Source organism: Gammaproteobacteria bacterium (assembly GCA_013214945.1).
Taxonomy (GTDB): Bacteria; Pseudomonadota; Gammaproteobacteria; order Enterobacterales; family Psychrobiaceae; genus Psychrobium.
On sequence record JABSRT010000002.1, the window covers coordinates 25,931 to 40,939 of the forward strand.

11 protein-coding genes are annotated in these 15,009 nt (G+C 46.2%); 8 read left to right on the plus strand and 3 right to left on the minus strand.

Annotated features, from left to right (window positions below; translation table 11 throughout):
- Window positions 1-1,668, minus strand: a complete 1,668-nt coding sequence (locus HRU23_00840) for a formate dehydrogenase (GenBank protein ID NRA52674.1) — start codon at window positions 1,666-1,668, stop codon at window positions 1-3.
- The gene (locus HRU23_00845; protein ID NRA52675.1) at window positions 1,665-2,153 is read right to left on the minus strand and encodes a formate dehydrogenase subunit gamma; all 489 of its coding nucleotides are present in this window, start codon (window positions 2,151-2,153) and stop codon (window positions 1,665-1,667) included. The genes HRU23_00840 and HRU23_00845 overlap by 4 nt, the downstream gene beginning before the upstream one ends.
- A 398-nt stretch (window positions 2,154-2,551) precedes the next feature.
- Between HRU23_00845 and HRU23_00850 the strand changes: the two genes are divergently transcribed.
- The 8 genes from HRU23_00850 to HRU23_00885 all read left to right on the plus strand — a co-directional run bounded on the left by HRU23_00850 (window position 2,552) and on the right by HRU23_00885 (window position 14,591).
- Window positions 2,552-3,601, plus strand: coding sequence for a GlxA family transcriptional regulator (locus HRU23_00850; GenBank protein ID NRA52676.1), 1,050 nt, complete (start codon window positions 2,552-2,554; stop codon window positions 3,599-3,601).
- Between the two features lie 343 nt (window positions 3,602-3,944).
- Window positions 3,945-4,925: a membrane dipeptidase gene (locus HRU23_00855; protein ID NRA52677.1), complete on the plus strand. Its 981-nt coding sequence runs from the start codon at window positions 3,945-3,947 to the stop codon at window positions 4,923-4,925.
- Window positions 4,926-4,928: 3 nt separating this feature from the next.
- The gene (locus tag HRU23_00860) at window positions 4,929-5,495 is read left to right on the plus strand and encodes a hydrocarbon binding protein (GenBank protein NRA52678.1); all 567 of its coding nucleotides are present in this window, start codon (window positions 4,929-4,931) and stop codon (window positions 5,493-5,495) included.
- A gap of 110 nt (window positions 5,496-5,605) precedes the next feature.
- A complete protein-coding gene (dgcA, locus tag HRU23_00865) occupies window positions 5,606-7,666 on the plus strand; it encodes a dimethylglycine demethylation protein DgcA (protein ID NRA52679.1) in 2,061 nt (686 codons plus the stop codon).
- Between the two features lie 136 nt (window positions 7,667-7,802).
- Entirely contained in the window at window positions 7,803-9,767 is a 1,965-nt protein-coding gene (locus HRU23_00870; GenBank protein ID NRA52680.1) for a (Fe-S)-binding protein, read from the plus strand.
- On the plus strand, window positions 9,767-10,996 hold the full coding sequence (locus HRU23_00875; GenBank protein NRA52681.1) for an electron transfer flavoprotein subunit alpha/FixB family protein: 1,230 nt from the start codon (window positions 9,767-9,769) through the stop codon (window positions 10,994-10,996). The genes HRU23_00870 and HRU23_00875 overlap by 1 nt, the downstream gene beginning before the upstream one ends.
- Window positions 10,986-11,780 carry an electron transfer flavoprotein subunit beta gene (locus HRU23_00880; protein ID NRA52682.1) on the plus strand — a complete coding sequence of 265 codons (795 nt, stop codon included), beginning with the start codon at window positions 10,986-10,988 and terminating at the stop codon, window positions 11,778-11,780. Before HRU23_00875 ends, HRU23_00880 begins: the two co-directional genes overlap by 11 nt.
- Before the next feature lie 327 nt (window positions 11,781-12,107).
- A complete protein-coding gene (locus HRU23_00885) occupies window positions 12,108-14,591 on the plus strand; it encodes a TonB-dependent receptor (GenBank protein ID NRA52683.1) in 2,484 nt (827 codons plus the stop codon).
- An 80-nt stretch (window positions 14,592-14,671) separates the two neighbouring features.
- On the opposite strand, the gene HRU23_00890 is transcribed toward HRU23_00885, so the two are convergent.
- Complete coding sequence (locus HRU23_00890; protein NRA52684.1) at window positions 14,672-15,004, minus strand: GGDEF domain-containing protein; 333 nt, start codon at window positions 15,002-15,004, stop codon at window positions 14,672-14,674.
- Between the last annotated feature and the right edge of the window lie 5 nt (window positions 15,005-15,009).

Consider the following 15,009-nt stretch of genomic DNA (forward strand, 5'->3'; position numbering starts at 1 on the left):
TTACGGCGCCTCTGTGCTTGACGGTTGTTGCTCTGCTGGCTGAGAGTCGGTTAGGCTGAAATCGCTCGGGAAAAATTTAAGCGCGCTGCGTACCGGAAACGGGGTCATGCCGCCCATGGCGCATAAGGAGCCAAATTCCATGGTGTCACATAAATCATTCAGCAGTTCGAGGTGGGCTGGGCGTTGCTCGTCATCTGCCGCGAGCAGTTTGTCGATCACTTCAACGCCACGGGTTGAGCCAATGCGACAAGGGGTACATTTACCGCATGACTCGGCGACACAAAACTCCATTGCAAAACGCGCTTGCGCGGCCATGTCGACGCTGTCGTCGAAAATGACAATGCCGCCGTGACCTAACACGGCGCCAATTGCAGAAAATGCTTCATAATCAAGCGGGGTATCCCACTGATGTTGTGGCAAATAAGCGCCAAGAGGGCCGCCAACCTGAATACTGCGCATTGGTCGTTTAGTTTTGGTGCCCTTACCATAACGTGCGATTAATTCTTTTAAACTGATGCCAAAGGCCAGTTCAACCAAGCCACCCTGAGCGACGTTGCCAGCTAGCTGAATTGGTAAGGTGCCGCGTGAGCGGCCAATGCCGTAATCGCGATAGGCTTCGCCACCATAACTTAAAATATAAGGTACCGAGGCCAAAGAAATAACGTTGTTTACTATGGTTGGTCGACCAAATAATCCTTCAATGGCTGGCAAGGGCGGTTTGGCCCGCACTAAGCCGCGTTTGCCCTCAAGGCTTTCAAGCAACGAGGTTTCTTCACCACAAATATAAGCGCCGGCCCCGAGTCGCACTTCCAAATTGAAATTAAAATCATGGCCGCAAATATTGTCACCGACAAAACCAGCCGCTTGAGCATTGGCAATAGCTTGATTAAGGATCTTATGCGCTTGCGGATATTCGCTGCGCAAATAGATGTAACCTTGATTGGCGCCAACCGCTAGGCCAGCAATGATCATGCCTTCGATTAATACGAAAGGATCACCTTCCATTAACATTCTATCGGCAAAGGTGCCCGAGTCACCTTCATCGGCATTACACACAATATATTTTTGCTGCGGCACTTCGTCTAACACTGTTTGCCATTTGATCCCAGTCGGAAACGCTGCGCCACCACGGCCGCGCAATCCTGATGTTTTTACTTGATCAACAATTTGCTGTGGTGATTTCTCCAGCGCCTGTTGCAGTCCGACAAAACCACCGTTGGCCTGATAATCGGCAACATCGATGGGATCGATAACCCCAACCCGGGCAAAGGTTAAGCGTTGCTGCTCTTTAAGCCACGGGATTTGTTCGGTTAAGCCAAGACATAACGGGTGGTTGGTCACATCGTTAAAAGCTTGAGCGTTAAGAATTTCGCTGACATCAGCGGGTTTGACTGGGCCATAAGCGACTCGACCTTGTGGTGTTTCAACTTCTAACAATGGTTCTAGCCAAAACATGCCGCGCGAACCATTACGTACTAAGGTTGCCGCTAACTCGGGTTGTAACTTTAGTTGGCGGCTCACTTGGTCGGCGATCAAGTCGCTGCCTTTAGAGCGGGCGGTGGTATCGAGAGAAACATACACTCGTTTACTAAGTAGGTGCTTACTTGAGTTACTTGAGTTACTTGAGTTACTTGAGTTAGTTGAGCTGGTGGCTTGATTAGGACTCATGATAGTTCCAACGCGTAAGTAGATAATGAATCGACAATGGTTAAAAATTTCTCACCATCAACTTCGCCATGAATATCGTCGCCAATTCTAATCGCCGGAGAACAAGCACAATTGCCAAGGCAATAAACTGGCTCGAGGCTGTAACGTTGATCTTTAGTGGTTTGATGATAGTCGATGCCGAGTTTTTGCTTAACCTGCTGTTCGAGTGCTCGTGACCCCATCGCCTGACAAGATTCTCCGCGGCACACTTCAATAATATGAACCCCTGGTTTACTAGTTCTAAAGTGGTGATAAAAACTAATGACGCCATGTACTTCTGCACGCGACAAATTGAGCGCAGTCGCGATTTGATTAATGGCTACTTCTGGTAGGTAACCGATTTTATCCTGAATACCATGCAGTATCGGCAACATCGCTCCTGGCAATGTCTGATTTTGTTTTATTATGGCGATGATCTGTTGGCGATCCTCGTTGCTAATACTCATAGTAATCCTCACACTCTTTGACTTAACTTTGGTATTTACCCTTAGCCTGCAATGATCGGTGATTTATTTTGATATCGCATACCCAATAAAGACAGTCTCTTATCTGATTAAGACATCGGTATAATATTTGACCATTGCGATAAGTTAAATTATTGTTACAAAGTGTCGTTTATTGATACGTCGCTGTCGTTAATTGGAAGCACCAAAAACAGTTTACTTTTATTGTTGTCACAAGTTAATTGTGGGTATTATTAGGGAGAATAAGGTCTTGCAATAAACGTTTGAAAAATCACGATTAATCCAAAATATATTGGGTAGTCTACTTATTAGATAAAGAATCAGGAATGACCCAGTATTTGGGTCGTATAACCCGATCTAAGCCAGAGTCGAGGTGTGTGATGTCTCCACAACAATTTGTTAGCAATAATGCCGAACCATCCTGTTTTCATATTGGTTTTTTACTCCAGCCAAATTTTACCATGTTGGCGCTTTCATCAGCGATTGAGCCCCTGCGAATGGCAAATCAGCTATCGGGTAAAACACTCTATCGCTGGACCACCATTAGCGAAGACGGTCGCAGCGTTACCGCCAGTGACGGTTTAACGCTGTCGGTCGACAGCTCCATTGGTTATTTTGACAAATATGATAGCGTGATGGTTTGTGGCGGCGTTGGCATTAAAAACACGGTCACACGCAATACCTTGAGTTGGCTTTGTCAATTGTCACGTTGTCACATTCCGCTTGGTGGCATTTGCACTGGCAGTTATTTACTGGCTAAAGCCGGTTTATTAGATGGCTACCATTGTACTATTCATTGGGAACAATTAGCGGGCTGGCAAGAAGAGTTCCCGTATATCCATAGTAGTAATCAACTGTTTATTAATGATCGCGATCGCATGACGTGTTCCGGTGGCACAGCCCCGATGGACATGATGTTGCAAGTGATCCGTAAAGCGCATGGCAAAGATTTATCGGCTGCGATATCTGACATGTTCACCCACGAGCACATGAGAGACGAGTCGGATCAACAGCGGGTGCCATTGCAACATGTAGTAGGTGCTACTCAATCAAAATTACAAGATGTTGTTGGTTTAATGGAAGCGAACATTGAAGAAATCTTGTGCCTCGATGAATTGGCGCAGTATGTCAGTTTGTCGCGCCGACAGCTGGAGCGTTTGTTCCAGAAATATCTCCATTGCTCACCATATCGTTATTACTTGCAGTTGCGGTTAACTAGAGCGCGCCAATTGCTTAAGCAAACTAACATGTCGATTATTGAAGTGGCTATTGCTTGCGGTTTTGTGTCAACGCCACATTTTAGTAAATGTTATCGCAATTCTTTTAATCTGCCGCCGCGTGATGAGCGCAACAATGCTTATGGCGATAACTTGCTGCCAGGGGCAATGGGTGAATCGAGTTTTGGCTCTGCGCCAGTAGCGCGTCATTAATTTCTAGCGGTAGGCCTACGTTCGTTAGGCCTACTCTCATTTCTACCTCTGCTAAACCTCTACAATAAAATCAGTCTGTTATAAAGATTAGCTGATGATAATAATCCGCTAACTGCTTTACCACTGTGACTAATTTTATGACCTGTTACTAAGGGATTACGACATTTACGACCACCACGACGTTTTTGGCAATATACGTGTCGTATTCACCCAAACTGCCTAAATTAGCGGTGCTAGACTGATTTTAGTTTAAATATCCCTGTGGCCATAACTTCGTTTGTTAGCGAATTTAATGGTCAATAAAGTGCTTGATGAATGAGGTCAGTGAATGAATAGCCAACTAATGGACAACGCGCAAGCGTTACATCGCAGTTCAACAATTATCGATGGTTTGGTGATCGCCAAATGGAACCGTGACCTGTTTGAAGACATGGCCCGCGGCGGCTTAACTGCAGCCAACTGTACTGTGTCGGTCTGGGAAGGTTTTCAGGCAACCATTGATAATATTGCCCAATTTAACCAATTTTATCGTGATAACAGCGATTTAATTATGCCGGTTCATACCACCGCCGATATCGCCCGCGCTAAAGAACTGGGTAAAACAGGGATCATTTTAGGCTTTCAAAATGCGAATGCCTTTGAAGATCAAATCGGTTATGTCGAGATCTTTAAAAAGCTTGGGGTTGGCGTGGTGCAAATGGCTTACAACACCCAGAATTTAGTGGGCACTGGCTGTTATGAACGTGATGGTGGTTTGTCGGGGTTTGGGCGTGAAATAGTCGCCGAAATGAATAATGTTGGCGTGATGTGTGATCTATCGCATGTTGGCCCAACAACCTCAACAGAAGTTATTTTAGCCTCAGAGAAGCCAGTCTGTTATTCACACTGTTTACCTTATGGCTTAAAAGAGCATCCGCGTAATAAGAAAGATCAAGAGCTACGATTTATCGCTGAACACGGCGGTTTTATTGGCGTTACCATGTTTGCACCTTTCTTAAGAAATGGCATTAATTCAACGGTGCATGATTATGTTGAAGCGATAGATTACGTGATTAACCTGGCAGGTGAAGACTGTGTTGGCATTGGTACTGATTTTACCCAAGGCCATGATCAGGCATTTTTCGACATGCTGACTCACGATAAAGGTTATGCCCGCCGGTTAACTGATTTTGGCACAATTATTAACCCAGAAGGCATTCGGACCTTGGGTGAATTTCCTAATCTGACCTATGCGATGCTAGAAGCTGGCTGGTCAGAATCTAAAGTTAAAAAAATTATGGGCGAGAACTGGGTTCGTGTCCTAAAAGATGTCTGGGGAGAATAGACAATGACAACAGCTACAACTACAAAATCACACAGCCCTGCGCGCTCACATAGTCCTGAAATGCCGATTGAAGTCGACAGTGAAACAGGCGTATGGACCACCGACGCCTTGCCAATGCTTTATGTGCCACGCCATTTCTTTGTCAATAACCACATCGGCATTGAAGAAGAACTTGGCGCCGAACGCTATGCCCAAGTTTTATATAAAGCTGGTTACAAGTCAGCGTATTACTGGTGTGAAAAAGAAGCCCAAGAACATGGTATTAGCGGCGCTGAAGTGTTTGAACATTACATGAAACGATTGTCACAACGTGGCTGGGGTTTCTTTATTACCGAACAACTTGATCTCGAAAAAGGCACCGCACGAATTCGCTTAGAAAACTCAGCATTCGTTTATCAATACGGTCAGGTTAATCGCAAGGTCGATTACATGTTTACCGGTTGGTTTGCTGGCGCGATGGATCAAATTGCTGACAGCCTGGGTTTCGACGTCAAAACAGTGGCAGAGCAAACACAGTGCGCGGCAGAAGACGGCTGTGATTTTGGCATATTCGAAGTTAAGCCTTTGTAATATAAGCTTTGTAATTCATAAAAATAATAAAAAATAGCAATGAGTTAATCAGCGATGGGCTGTAGTGAGCCCATGGTTTATAACAATAATAAGCACATCAGGAGCTCGTCATGGCGCAGTTTGACGCATTATTTAAGCCATTAAAAATCAATAATCTGACCATTCGTAATCGCGTGGTTAGTACGGCGCACGCCGAAGTTTATGCAACCGAAGGCGGCATGACAACCGAACGTTACATTAAATACTACGAAGAAAAAGCCAAAGGTGGTGTTGGCCTTTCAATTTGTGGCGGCTCGAGTGTGGTGTCTATCGACAGCCCGCAGGGCTGGTGGAAATCGGTCAATTTATCAACCGACCGGATTATTCCGCATTTTCAAAATTTAGCCGACGCGGTGCACAAGCACGGCGGAAAAATTATGATCCAAATTACCCACATGGGGCGGCGTTCTCGATGGGATGGCGGCAACTGGAGCACCTTGGTCAGCCCAAGTGGTATTCGCGAGCCAGTTCACCGCGCGACCTGTAAAACGATTGAAATTGAAGAAATGTACCGAATTATTGGTGACTACGCCAAAGCGGCGGGTCGGGCCAAAGCGGGTGGTCTTGACGGCATTGAATTGTCGGCAGTACACCAGCATTTAATCGATCAGTTCTGGAGCCCACGGGTTAACCAGCGTGATGACGAATGGGGCGGTAGTTTTGAAAACCGGATGCGTTTTGGCATGGAAGTGCTTAAAGCGGTTCGTGAAGAAGTTGGGCGCGATTTTGTGGTTGGTTTGCGAATTTGTGGCGATGAGTTCCACCCTGATGGTCTTAACCATGACGACATGAAAAAAATTGCAGCTTATTACGACGAAACAGGCTTAATTGATTTCTTTAGTGTGATTGGCTCGGGTTGTGATACTCACAATACGCTAGCCAACGTTATTCCGAACATGAGTTATCCACCTGAACCATTTTTGCATTTAGCGGCTGGGATCAAAGAAGTGGTAAACGTGCCAGTAATGCACGCACAAAATATTAAAGATCCTACCCAAGCTCAGCGTATTTTAGAGAGTGGTTATGTTGATTTTGTTGGCATGACTCGTGCGCATATCGCCGATCCTCATTTGATCGCTAAGATCAAACTCAATCAGGTAGATCAAATTAAGCAGTGCGTTGGTGCCAACTATTGCATCGATCGCCAGTACCAAGGGTTGGATGTGTTATGCATTCAAAACGCGGCAACCTCGCGTGAATCAACCATGCCGCACATCATTGGGAAAACCACGGGAGTGATCCGTAAAGTGGTGATCGTTGGTGGTGGTCCGGCGGGCATGGAAGCGGCTCGGGTGTGTGCTGAACGTGGCCATGAAGTGATTTTAATTGAAAAGAATCCAGAGCTTGGTGGCCAAATTACCATTGCCTCTAAAGCGCCACAGCGTGACCAAATTGCCGGGATTACCCGTTGGTTCGCGATGGAACTAAACCGTTTGGGCATTGATTTACGCCTAGATACCGCGGCCGATGAAGCAATGATCCGTGACTTGCGGCCCGATGTCGTTATTTTAGCCGTCGGCGGCCAACCATTTTTAGCGCAAAATCCCCATTGGGGCGCTGAAGAAGGCCTAGTCGTTAGCACTTGGGATATCTTGAGTGGCAAAGTCGCACCGGGTAAAAATGTGCTGGTTTATGACACCATCTGTGAATTTAGCGGCCTGTCGGCGGCTGATTTCTTGGCCCAAAATGGCTCGTTGGTTGAAATGGTTACTGATGATATCAAGCCAGGCGCTGCGGTTGGTGGCACCACATTCCCGACTTACTATCGCAGCCTGTATCAAAAAGATGTGATCATGACTTCAGACATGTTGCTGGAAAAAGTTTATCGCGAAGGTGACAAGTTAGTCGCAGTACTCGAGAACGAATATACCGGTCAGCAAGAAGAGCGCGTGGTTGATCAGGTTGTGATCGAAAATGGGGTGCGTCCTGACGAGCAAATATACCTGCAGCTTAAACAAGATTCACGCAACAAAGGTCAGATCGATATTGAAGCCTTATATGCAGCGCAGCCACAACCAGCGCTGAGTGAAGCGAGCGACGGCTATTTGTTGTATCGCATTGGTGATTGCGTATCACAACGTAATACGCATGCTGCGATCTACGATGCGTTGCGTTTGTGTAAGGATTTTTAAACCTGAGCCCTTTGGATATTCAATCCAGAACTAGGCAGGTTAATACCAATCACCTTTTTAATGTAATTGGTATTAATACTTGGTGTTGCTACGTCATGTAGCAACACCCGTTCGATATTAATAATTAGGATTTGCTATGTCCTCTTCCGAATTTCTTGGCCAATTTATCCCAGTACTTATTGCGCTTGCATTATTGCTGACGATTGTTGGTGCGTTGCGCCGAGCAGCACTGTGGCGACAGGGGCAGCCATCACCAGTATATTGGGCTGGTTTGTTGGCCATTCCGCGTCGTTATCTTACTGATTTACACCATGTCGTCGCACGCGATAAATACATGTCTAATACTCACGTGGCGACCGCTGGTGGCTTTGTATTGTCATCAATTTTAATCATCTTGGTTTATTTGTTTAAAGTGGAGCTGCAACTGCTGAGCTGGGCGCTATTGTTGTCGTCATTGCTGATGTTTGTTGGCAGTATTTTTGTGATGATCCGCCGTCGCAATCCACCCCCTAATTTGTCGTTGGGAAAATGGCAGCGTTTGCCAAAAAGCATCATGGCTTTTGCCGCGACATTTTTTGTCCTGACTCTGCCAGCTACTGGTATTTTACCGAGCGACAGTGGCAGTTGGTTGCTGACCTTGGTATTAGTCGCCGGCATTATCTGGGGTATTGGCGAAATGTTTTTCGGCATGACCTGGGGCGGGCCAATGAAGCACGCTTTTGCTGGCGCGCTTCATCTAGGTTTGCATCGTCGTCAAGAACGTTTTGGCGGTGGCCGTTCAACGGGATTAAAGGCTATTGATTTATCCGCAGCCAAATTAGGGGTCGAAAAACCCGAAGACTTTAAATGGAATCAGTTACTGGGTTTTGATGCCTGCGTTGAATGTGGCCGTTGTGAAAAAGCGTGTCCTGCTTTCGCAGCTGGCCAGCCACTTAATCCTAAAAAACTGATCCAAGACATGGTGGTTGGTTTGGCTGGTGGCACCGATGCTAACTTTGCTGGTAGTCCTTATCCGGGTATTGAAGTAGGCACTCATAAAGGCGGTGCGATCATTCCGATCGTCAATAGCTTGGTTGAGCCTGAAACATTATGGTCTTGTACGACCTGTCGTGCCTGCGTGGAGGAGTGTCCGATGATGATCGAACATGTTGATGCTATTGTCGATATGCGCCGATTCGAAACCTTAGAAAAAGGCCAAACTCCGGGCAAGGGCAGTGAAATTCTGGAAAACTTTAGCGCGACTGATAATCCCAATGGTTTTGCACCATCGAGTAGAATGCACTGGGCGGCGGATCAAAACTTAACGGTATTTGGTCAAGGCTCTTCTTCACAAGAGATAGTGATGCAAGCAGATGTCTTGTTGTGGGTGGGTGAAGCAGCTTTTGATATGCGTAATCAGCGAACTTTGCGGGCGATGATCAAACTGCTACGCGCCGCTAAGGTCAATTTTGCGGTACTTGGTGATAGTGAATGTGACAGTGGTGATCTAGCCCGTCGTTTAGGTGACGAAGCAACCTTTCAGCGCCTAGCTAAAACCAATATTGCGACGATGGCGGCATTTGAATTTAATTCGATCATCACAGCCGATCCTCATGCATTTCATTGTCTTAAAAATGAATATAAAGAATTTGGTGGTGATTATCAGGTGTTCCATCACACGGGTTTCTTTGCTGAATTAGTCAAAGAAGGCAAGTTACAGCTTGATCCAGCTAAGGATCTATCGCTGACTTATCATGATCCTTGTTACCTTGGGCGTTATAACGGCGAGTATGATGCGCCGCGTTATTTGCTGGAACAAATGGGGATCAAGATCAAAGAAATGGATCGTAGCCAGTCAACCGCACGTTGTTGTGGCGGTGGGGGCGGCGCACCCGTGACCGATATTCCTGGCAAGCAGCGGATCCCTGATATGCGAATGGAAGACGCCAAAGCAACCAGCGCAGAAATTGTTGCGGTTGCTTGTCCACAGTGTAGCTTAATGTTGGAAGGCGTAGTTGAGCCACGACCACAGGTTAAGGACATTGCCGAGCTATTACTCGACGCGTTAATTGAGCGACCGCTGGTCGCCCCGGTCAAAAACTTGGCTAAGGAGCTTGTCTAATGAGTGAACTATTTAGACGCGATCCGCGTGCCCAATGGATTGCTCGTAATCGATTGCACCCACTGCATCAAGCAACAGCAGCCGGGCCTGTTTACGGCCCGAGCGGTTTATTACGCAAAAATGTCCATGGTTTAGGGTTTATTGGTCCTAATGGTCTTAAACGTATTGATCGTTCTGGCAACTCAAGTGGCGACGCTAGCGGTCGCCGCGGCAGTGGGCCAGCACAAGCGGCCGTGGTATTGCCGTTGCATCAGGTGAGTAAGCCAGACTTTACGATTGTAGTGGCACTAGATCTGGTTTCTGGTCGTCTTAATGGTCACGACAAAGATACCCTTGGTTTAGCCCAGCAATTGGCCAATCACAATGGTGCTAATGGTGTGGTGATAGCCGTCGCTTTTGGTGAATTAAAGGATGATAACCTTGATCATGCGGGAGTAGATCGCTTGATCCACTTAAGCGGCAATCAGTATTACGATTATGATCCTGAGCAGCGCTGTCGTGATCTTGGTGTTATTGTTAAGCAATTTAATCCGCAGCATATTCTATTGCCCGACAGCATCAATGGTGGCGGCGATCTCGGTCGCCGTTTGGCCGCTAAGCTCAAACTTCGCCCTGCTTGTGGGGTTTGGAAGTTAGACCACGACAACATTGTTTGTCGTGGCAGTGCGGGCAAGACCGACATCACTCGTGCATTATCTCGCTTGTTATTAGTGATGGAAGAATGTAGCGAACCGGTCAGTGAAACGCGTCATGAGCAACTAGCGCTGACGGTTGAATCTAACAAGGCTAAATCATTGATCGTTGATCACGGCAATGTTGAGGTTGATCCTAATGCGATCCCACTCGGTGAAGCAGGCTTTATTTTATCGGGTGGTAACGGCATTGCCGATTGGCCCGGCTTTCATCAGGCGGCTGCAACCTTGGGCGCAACTGAAGGCGCGAGCCGTGTGGCAGTCGATGACGGCTTTATGCCGCGCACCCGCCAAGTTGGGGCAACAGGCAGCTGGGTTACAGCACAGGTTTATATTGCGGTGGGTATCTCTGGCGCAATCCAGCACATGCAGGGCATAGGTCAATGTGACAAGGTGGTCGCGATTAATACCGATGAGGGTTGTGACATGGTTAAACGTGCCGATTTGAGCGCAATTGGCGACAGTAGCGAAATATTAGCGAGTTTGGTCGATTTAGTCTTGCAGCATAAAGCGGGAGAAAATAAAGATGTCGCTTAATCATGAACTATCTATTGTTACGCTGGTTTCGGTCGGTGAGCATCCAGCATCAGGGCGAGCGCGCCGCGCCGAGCAAGATGCTCGCGCTGTAGAGCTTGGGTTGAAATTAGTCGGTGACAAACTGCAAACAATCTACGCGGGTTCGGCTAGTGATAAGCAGGCTACAAGCGCGTTACGCAGTTATCTTGGCATGGGCTTGAGTGAAGTAATCTTACTGGATTTACCAGAGCAAGCTGATGCAGCAATTGGCTTGGTTGAGCATTTCAAAAGTAGCCAGTGCCCTGACATTATCTTAACAGGGGTACGAGCTGAAAGCGGAGAATCGTCGGGCATGATGCCGTATTTACTCGCTGAGCAATTAGGCATGACGGTGATAAGTTCGATTGCAGATATCTTGTCGATTGATGTTAACGCTAAGCAAGCCGAAATATTACAAGCCTTACCTCGTGGTCAACGCCGCAAGGTTAAGGTCAGTTTACCGCTGGTTGCTAGCGTTGATATGGCAGCAAGCGAACCGCGTCAAAGTGCCTTTGGTCCTGCTATGCGTGGTCAAATCAATGCTGAAACTAGCCACAGCGAAGACGATATCGAGCGCTTGCAATGGCAGACGGCACCCGCTAAAAAACGACCTAAGCGCCTTAAGATCGTAAAAGCCAAAACGGCAGCCGATCGTTTTAAAGCAGCCACAGCAAAAGCCGCTGGCGGCGGTGGCAAAGTGGTTCATGGCACACAAGAGTCGGCGCAGGCTATTTTCGATTTGCTCAAAGAAGAGGGTATGCTGTAACTGGCGATATTTTGTGCTGCACAAGGTTGCAGCACTATTGTTGCTTTAGGGTTGCGGTAACGTTGTGATTTGGGCTATTTTGTTGCGAAATGACCTGCCTTTTCGTTGCTTTTGTCCTTGGTTACCGTTTGTTAACATGTTGAGGTTAAATATTCGCCTTAACTTGTCACTTCGCGCCGCTTGTAACATTTTTGCAACTAGATGTTATTTAATCTGTTGGCTCTATATTTGTACGATTTTTAAATGTATTAGACGTGAATAAATAACTTGTTGCAAACGATAACTATTGCCATTATCATCCCGTTTTATTTTTAATGTATAATTGATATGAAACCATTTCGTCTTTCGCTGCTCGCGGTTGCTTGTAGCTCAGTACTCTTACCCTCAAGCTTGTTTGCGGCGCAGCAAACCCAAGAAATGCTAGTACCAGTCGAAGCTAGTAAAGCGGTAGCAGAAACAGCTTCTGCAAACGAAGAAGTCGATAATGTCACTGTGTACGGCAGACAAAACCAAGTGGTGATGAATTCAGGCTTAGCGACCAAATCTGACATGTCGCTGATGGAAACGCCTGCAGCAGTGGTTATCGTTGATGAAAAGCTGATCAGTGTGCAAGGTGTTAATGATCTTCAAGATCTTATTCGTAATATCAGTGGCGTTACTCAAGCAGGTAATAACTACGGAATAGGTGATAACTTAATGATCCGCGGTTTGGGTGCTAACTATACGACTGATGGGATGTATGGTGGTGCCGGTCTTAGCAACACGTTTAACCCAACACGTTCATTGACCAATGTTGAGTCAATGGAAGTACTGAAAGGACCTGCCACTGGCCTTTATGGTATGGGCAGTGCTGGTGGCGTGATCAATTTAATTGAAAAAAAACCACAATTTGAAAAGCACCATGAATTAGAGCTTGAACTTGGCCAGTGGGATAGCCGTGCGTTAAGTTTCGATAGCACTGGTGGTCTAACCGAAAAATTGGCTTATCGTACCGTCGTTAAATCAGCGCGTAGTGACGGTTATCGCAACATTGGTACCGACCGAGATGAGATTTATAGCTCGCTTAAATATCTGCTCGGCGAACGTCAAAGTTTAACGGTGTCGGCAGCCTACATTAAGGATTCTATTGCGGTGGATTCTATCGGCCACCCTATTCGGATTTTTAATAGCGCATCTGTTGGCGATAAAACAGCGGGCCAAGTCGGCTGGCAAGATCTGATTAACGATCCTGGCGGCAATGGCATCGTGTTAACCGACGCACAGCGCCAAGAGCTGAGCGACTCACTTGCCGCTAATGATGGCTTAACGCCGTTTTCTTTTGGCAGTGCAGGCATTATTTCGCCCATTGCTAAAGATAACTCGGGTAAAGAGTTAAGGTTTAAGATTGCTCATGAAATTGAAATTAATGATAATTTATCCTTAAATCAACAGCTGCAGTTACGTAATTATGAGTCAGGTTTTACCCGTCAAACGGGGGCTTATAACTATGTGTATTGGAACCGTCAAGGTACCATTAATGCCGATCCGCGTGCCCCTTTAGTTGAAAACGGAGTGTTGTACCCGTTTGCGGCGCGCCGTCAAGAATACCGTAAAGTTTCTGCAGACGAGAAATCATGGCAATATTTTGCTGATCTACGTTATGACTTCGAGTTCGCTGGCATTGATAATGAATTGCTCGTTAACGCCAACTTTGAACAACGCGAAGTGCGCTTTCAGCAATACTCAATTTATGACGCTGATAAAGTGATTAAAGATGAAAGCGGCAATGTGATCTATCAAGGTCAGCATCCTTACATTTATGATCTTCGCAATCCGAACTGGGGTTCCGGCTCGTTCGAAGATTACGATCCGTTATTGACCAGTAATTACAACAAAAAAGTCAGTGCATGGGGCGTTGGTTTACAACACGTCGGTTACTTTGAAAATGGCTTCACGACCCGAGTTGGTATCGCATTTAATGAGATAAAGCAACAGTATGAACATTTAGGTGTCGATGCACGCTATCGAGCCAGTGCGGCGGCGCCAACACCAGAAGTTGATACAACAGATAACGGCACAACCTATAACTTAGGTATGACCTACATGCCAATTGACGATCTGGCGTTATTTGTTAACTACTCTAAAGGCCGCACAGCTTATGGCGTGTTAAGTAGTGTCAAAGGCGATGGTAGCGACAGAGAAGACTCTGAGTCAGTAAGTACTGATCTCGGTGTTCGTTATAAAGCTTTTGATGACCAAGTATTAAGCTCGTTAGTATTGTTTAAGAGCGCCCGTACTAATTTACGTTATAGCAACCCTGACTTTGACCAAGGTGTGACTGGACCTGAGGTTGCACAGTATTTTTACAATGGCAAAGACGAAACAACAGGTGTTGAACTTGATATTAACGCTCACTTGAGTGAGCGTTGGTTGCTCAACGTCAATGGTACTTACCAAGATGCTCGTAATAAGCAAGACCCAACCAGCAGCAGCTTTGATACTCGTCAAAAAGGTGTGCCTTATGTAACGGCTAGCACCTGGTTAACCTATGGTGCCCAGTTCTTAGCGCTACCTAACCCGATTGATATTAGTTTTGGCGTGAAATATGTCGATAAACGAAGCACCAACTCAACCAGCTTCGGCATTCCTGACGGTCATGTAGCAAGTTATACAGTTTATGACTCGGCGATTGGCTATCAAGCTGACAACTGGAAGTTACGGTTAAATCTTAATAACTTGCTTAACGAAGTCTATTACAATAAAGCGATGTTCCTGGGTGGTATGCCAGGCGAAGAGCGTAATGTTAAGTTGACCTTTAACTACCAATTATAACAAGTGTCTAGATAAGCGCTAAAGCCAATGCTTAAGGGCTATAGCAGTTAACAAACGCAGCCAAATGGCTGCGTTTTTGTTTATTGATCAGTGTGAAGGGCTGGCTCATAAACAATCAGTTGATTCATACCGTTTTGCTTAGCTTGTTGCAGCGCGATATCAGCATTTTTAATAATTGAAGCCGCTGAACTGTCGGACTGCCAATGAGTGCAGCAACCGATACTCACCGTAATGTTACCAACATCTTGAGAGTGGCTTGATTGGATATGACTACAGATTTTAATCGCAATACTTGTTAATTTTTCTTGATCAATCGTTGGGTAAATAATTAGAAACTCGTCGCTCGCCCACCGACCAATAATGTTGCTTTGGTTGATGCCTTTTTGCAGTAACAGCGCTAGTCTTTTTAGAATGTTAT

Excerpts from the sequence above, each read along its gene's own strand:
- HRU23_00855 (NRA52677.1), top strand. The coding sequence starts at position 3,945 with ATGGACAACGCGCAAGCGTTACATCGCAGTTCAACAATTATCGATGGT.
- HRU23_00850 (NRA52676.1), top strand. The coding sequence starts at position 2,552 with ATGTCTCCACAACAATTTGTTAGCAATAATGCCGAACCATCCTGTTTT.
- dgcA (NRA52679.1), top strand. The coding sequence starts at position 5,606 with ATGGCGCAGTTTGACGCATTATTTAAGCCATTAAAAATCAATAATCTG.
- HRU23_00860 (NRA52678.1), top strand. The coding sequence starts at position 4,929 with ATGACAACAGCTACAACTACAAAATCACACAGCCCTGCGCGCTCACAT.
- HRU23_00840 (NRA52674.1), bottom strand. The coding sequence starts at position 1,668 with ATGAGTCCTAATCAAGCCACCAGCTCAACTAACTCAAGTAACTCAAGT.
- HRU23_00885 (NRA52683.1), top strand. The coding sequence starts at position 12,108 with ATGAAACCATTTCGTCTTTCGCTGCTCGCGGTTGCTTGTAGCTCAGTA.
- HRU23_00870 (NRA52680.1), top strand. The coding sequence starts at position 7,803 with ATGTCCTCTTCCGAATTTCTTGGCCAATTTATCCCAGTACTTATTGCG.
- HRU23_00875 (NRA52681.1), top strand. The coding sequence starts at position 9,767 with ATGAGTGAACTATTTAGACGCGATCCGCGTGCCCAATGGATTGCTCGT.
- HRU23_00845 (NRA52675.1), bottom strand. The coding sequence starts at position 2,153 with ATGAGTATTAGCAACGAGGATCGCCAACAGATCATCGCCATAATAAAA.
- HRU23_00880 (NRA52682.1), top strand. The coding sequence starts at position 10,986 with ATGTCGCTTAATCATGAACTATCTATTGTTACGCTGGTTTCGGTCGGT.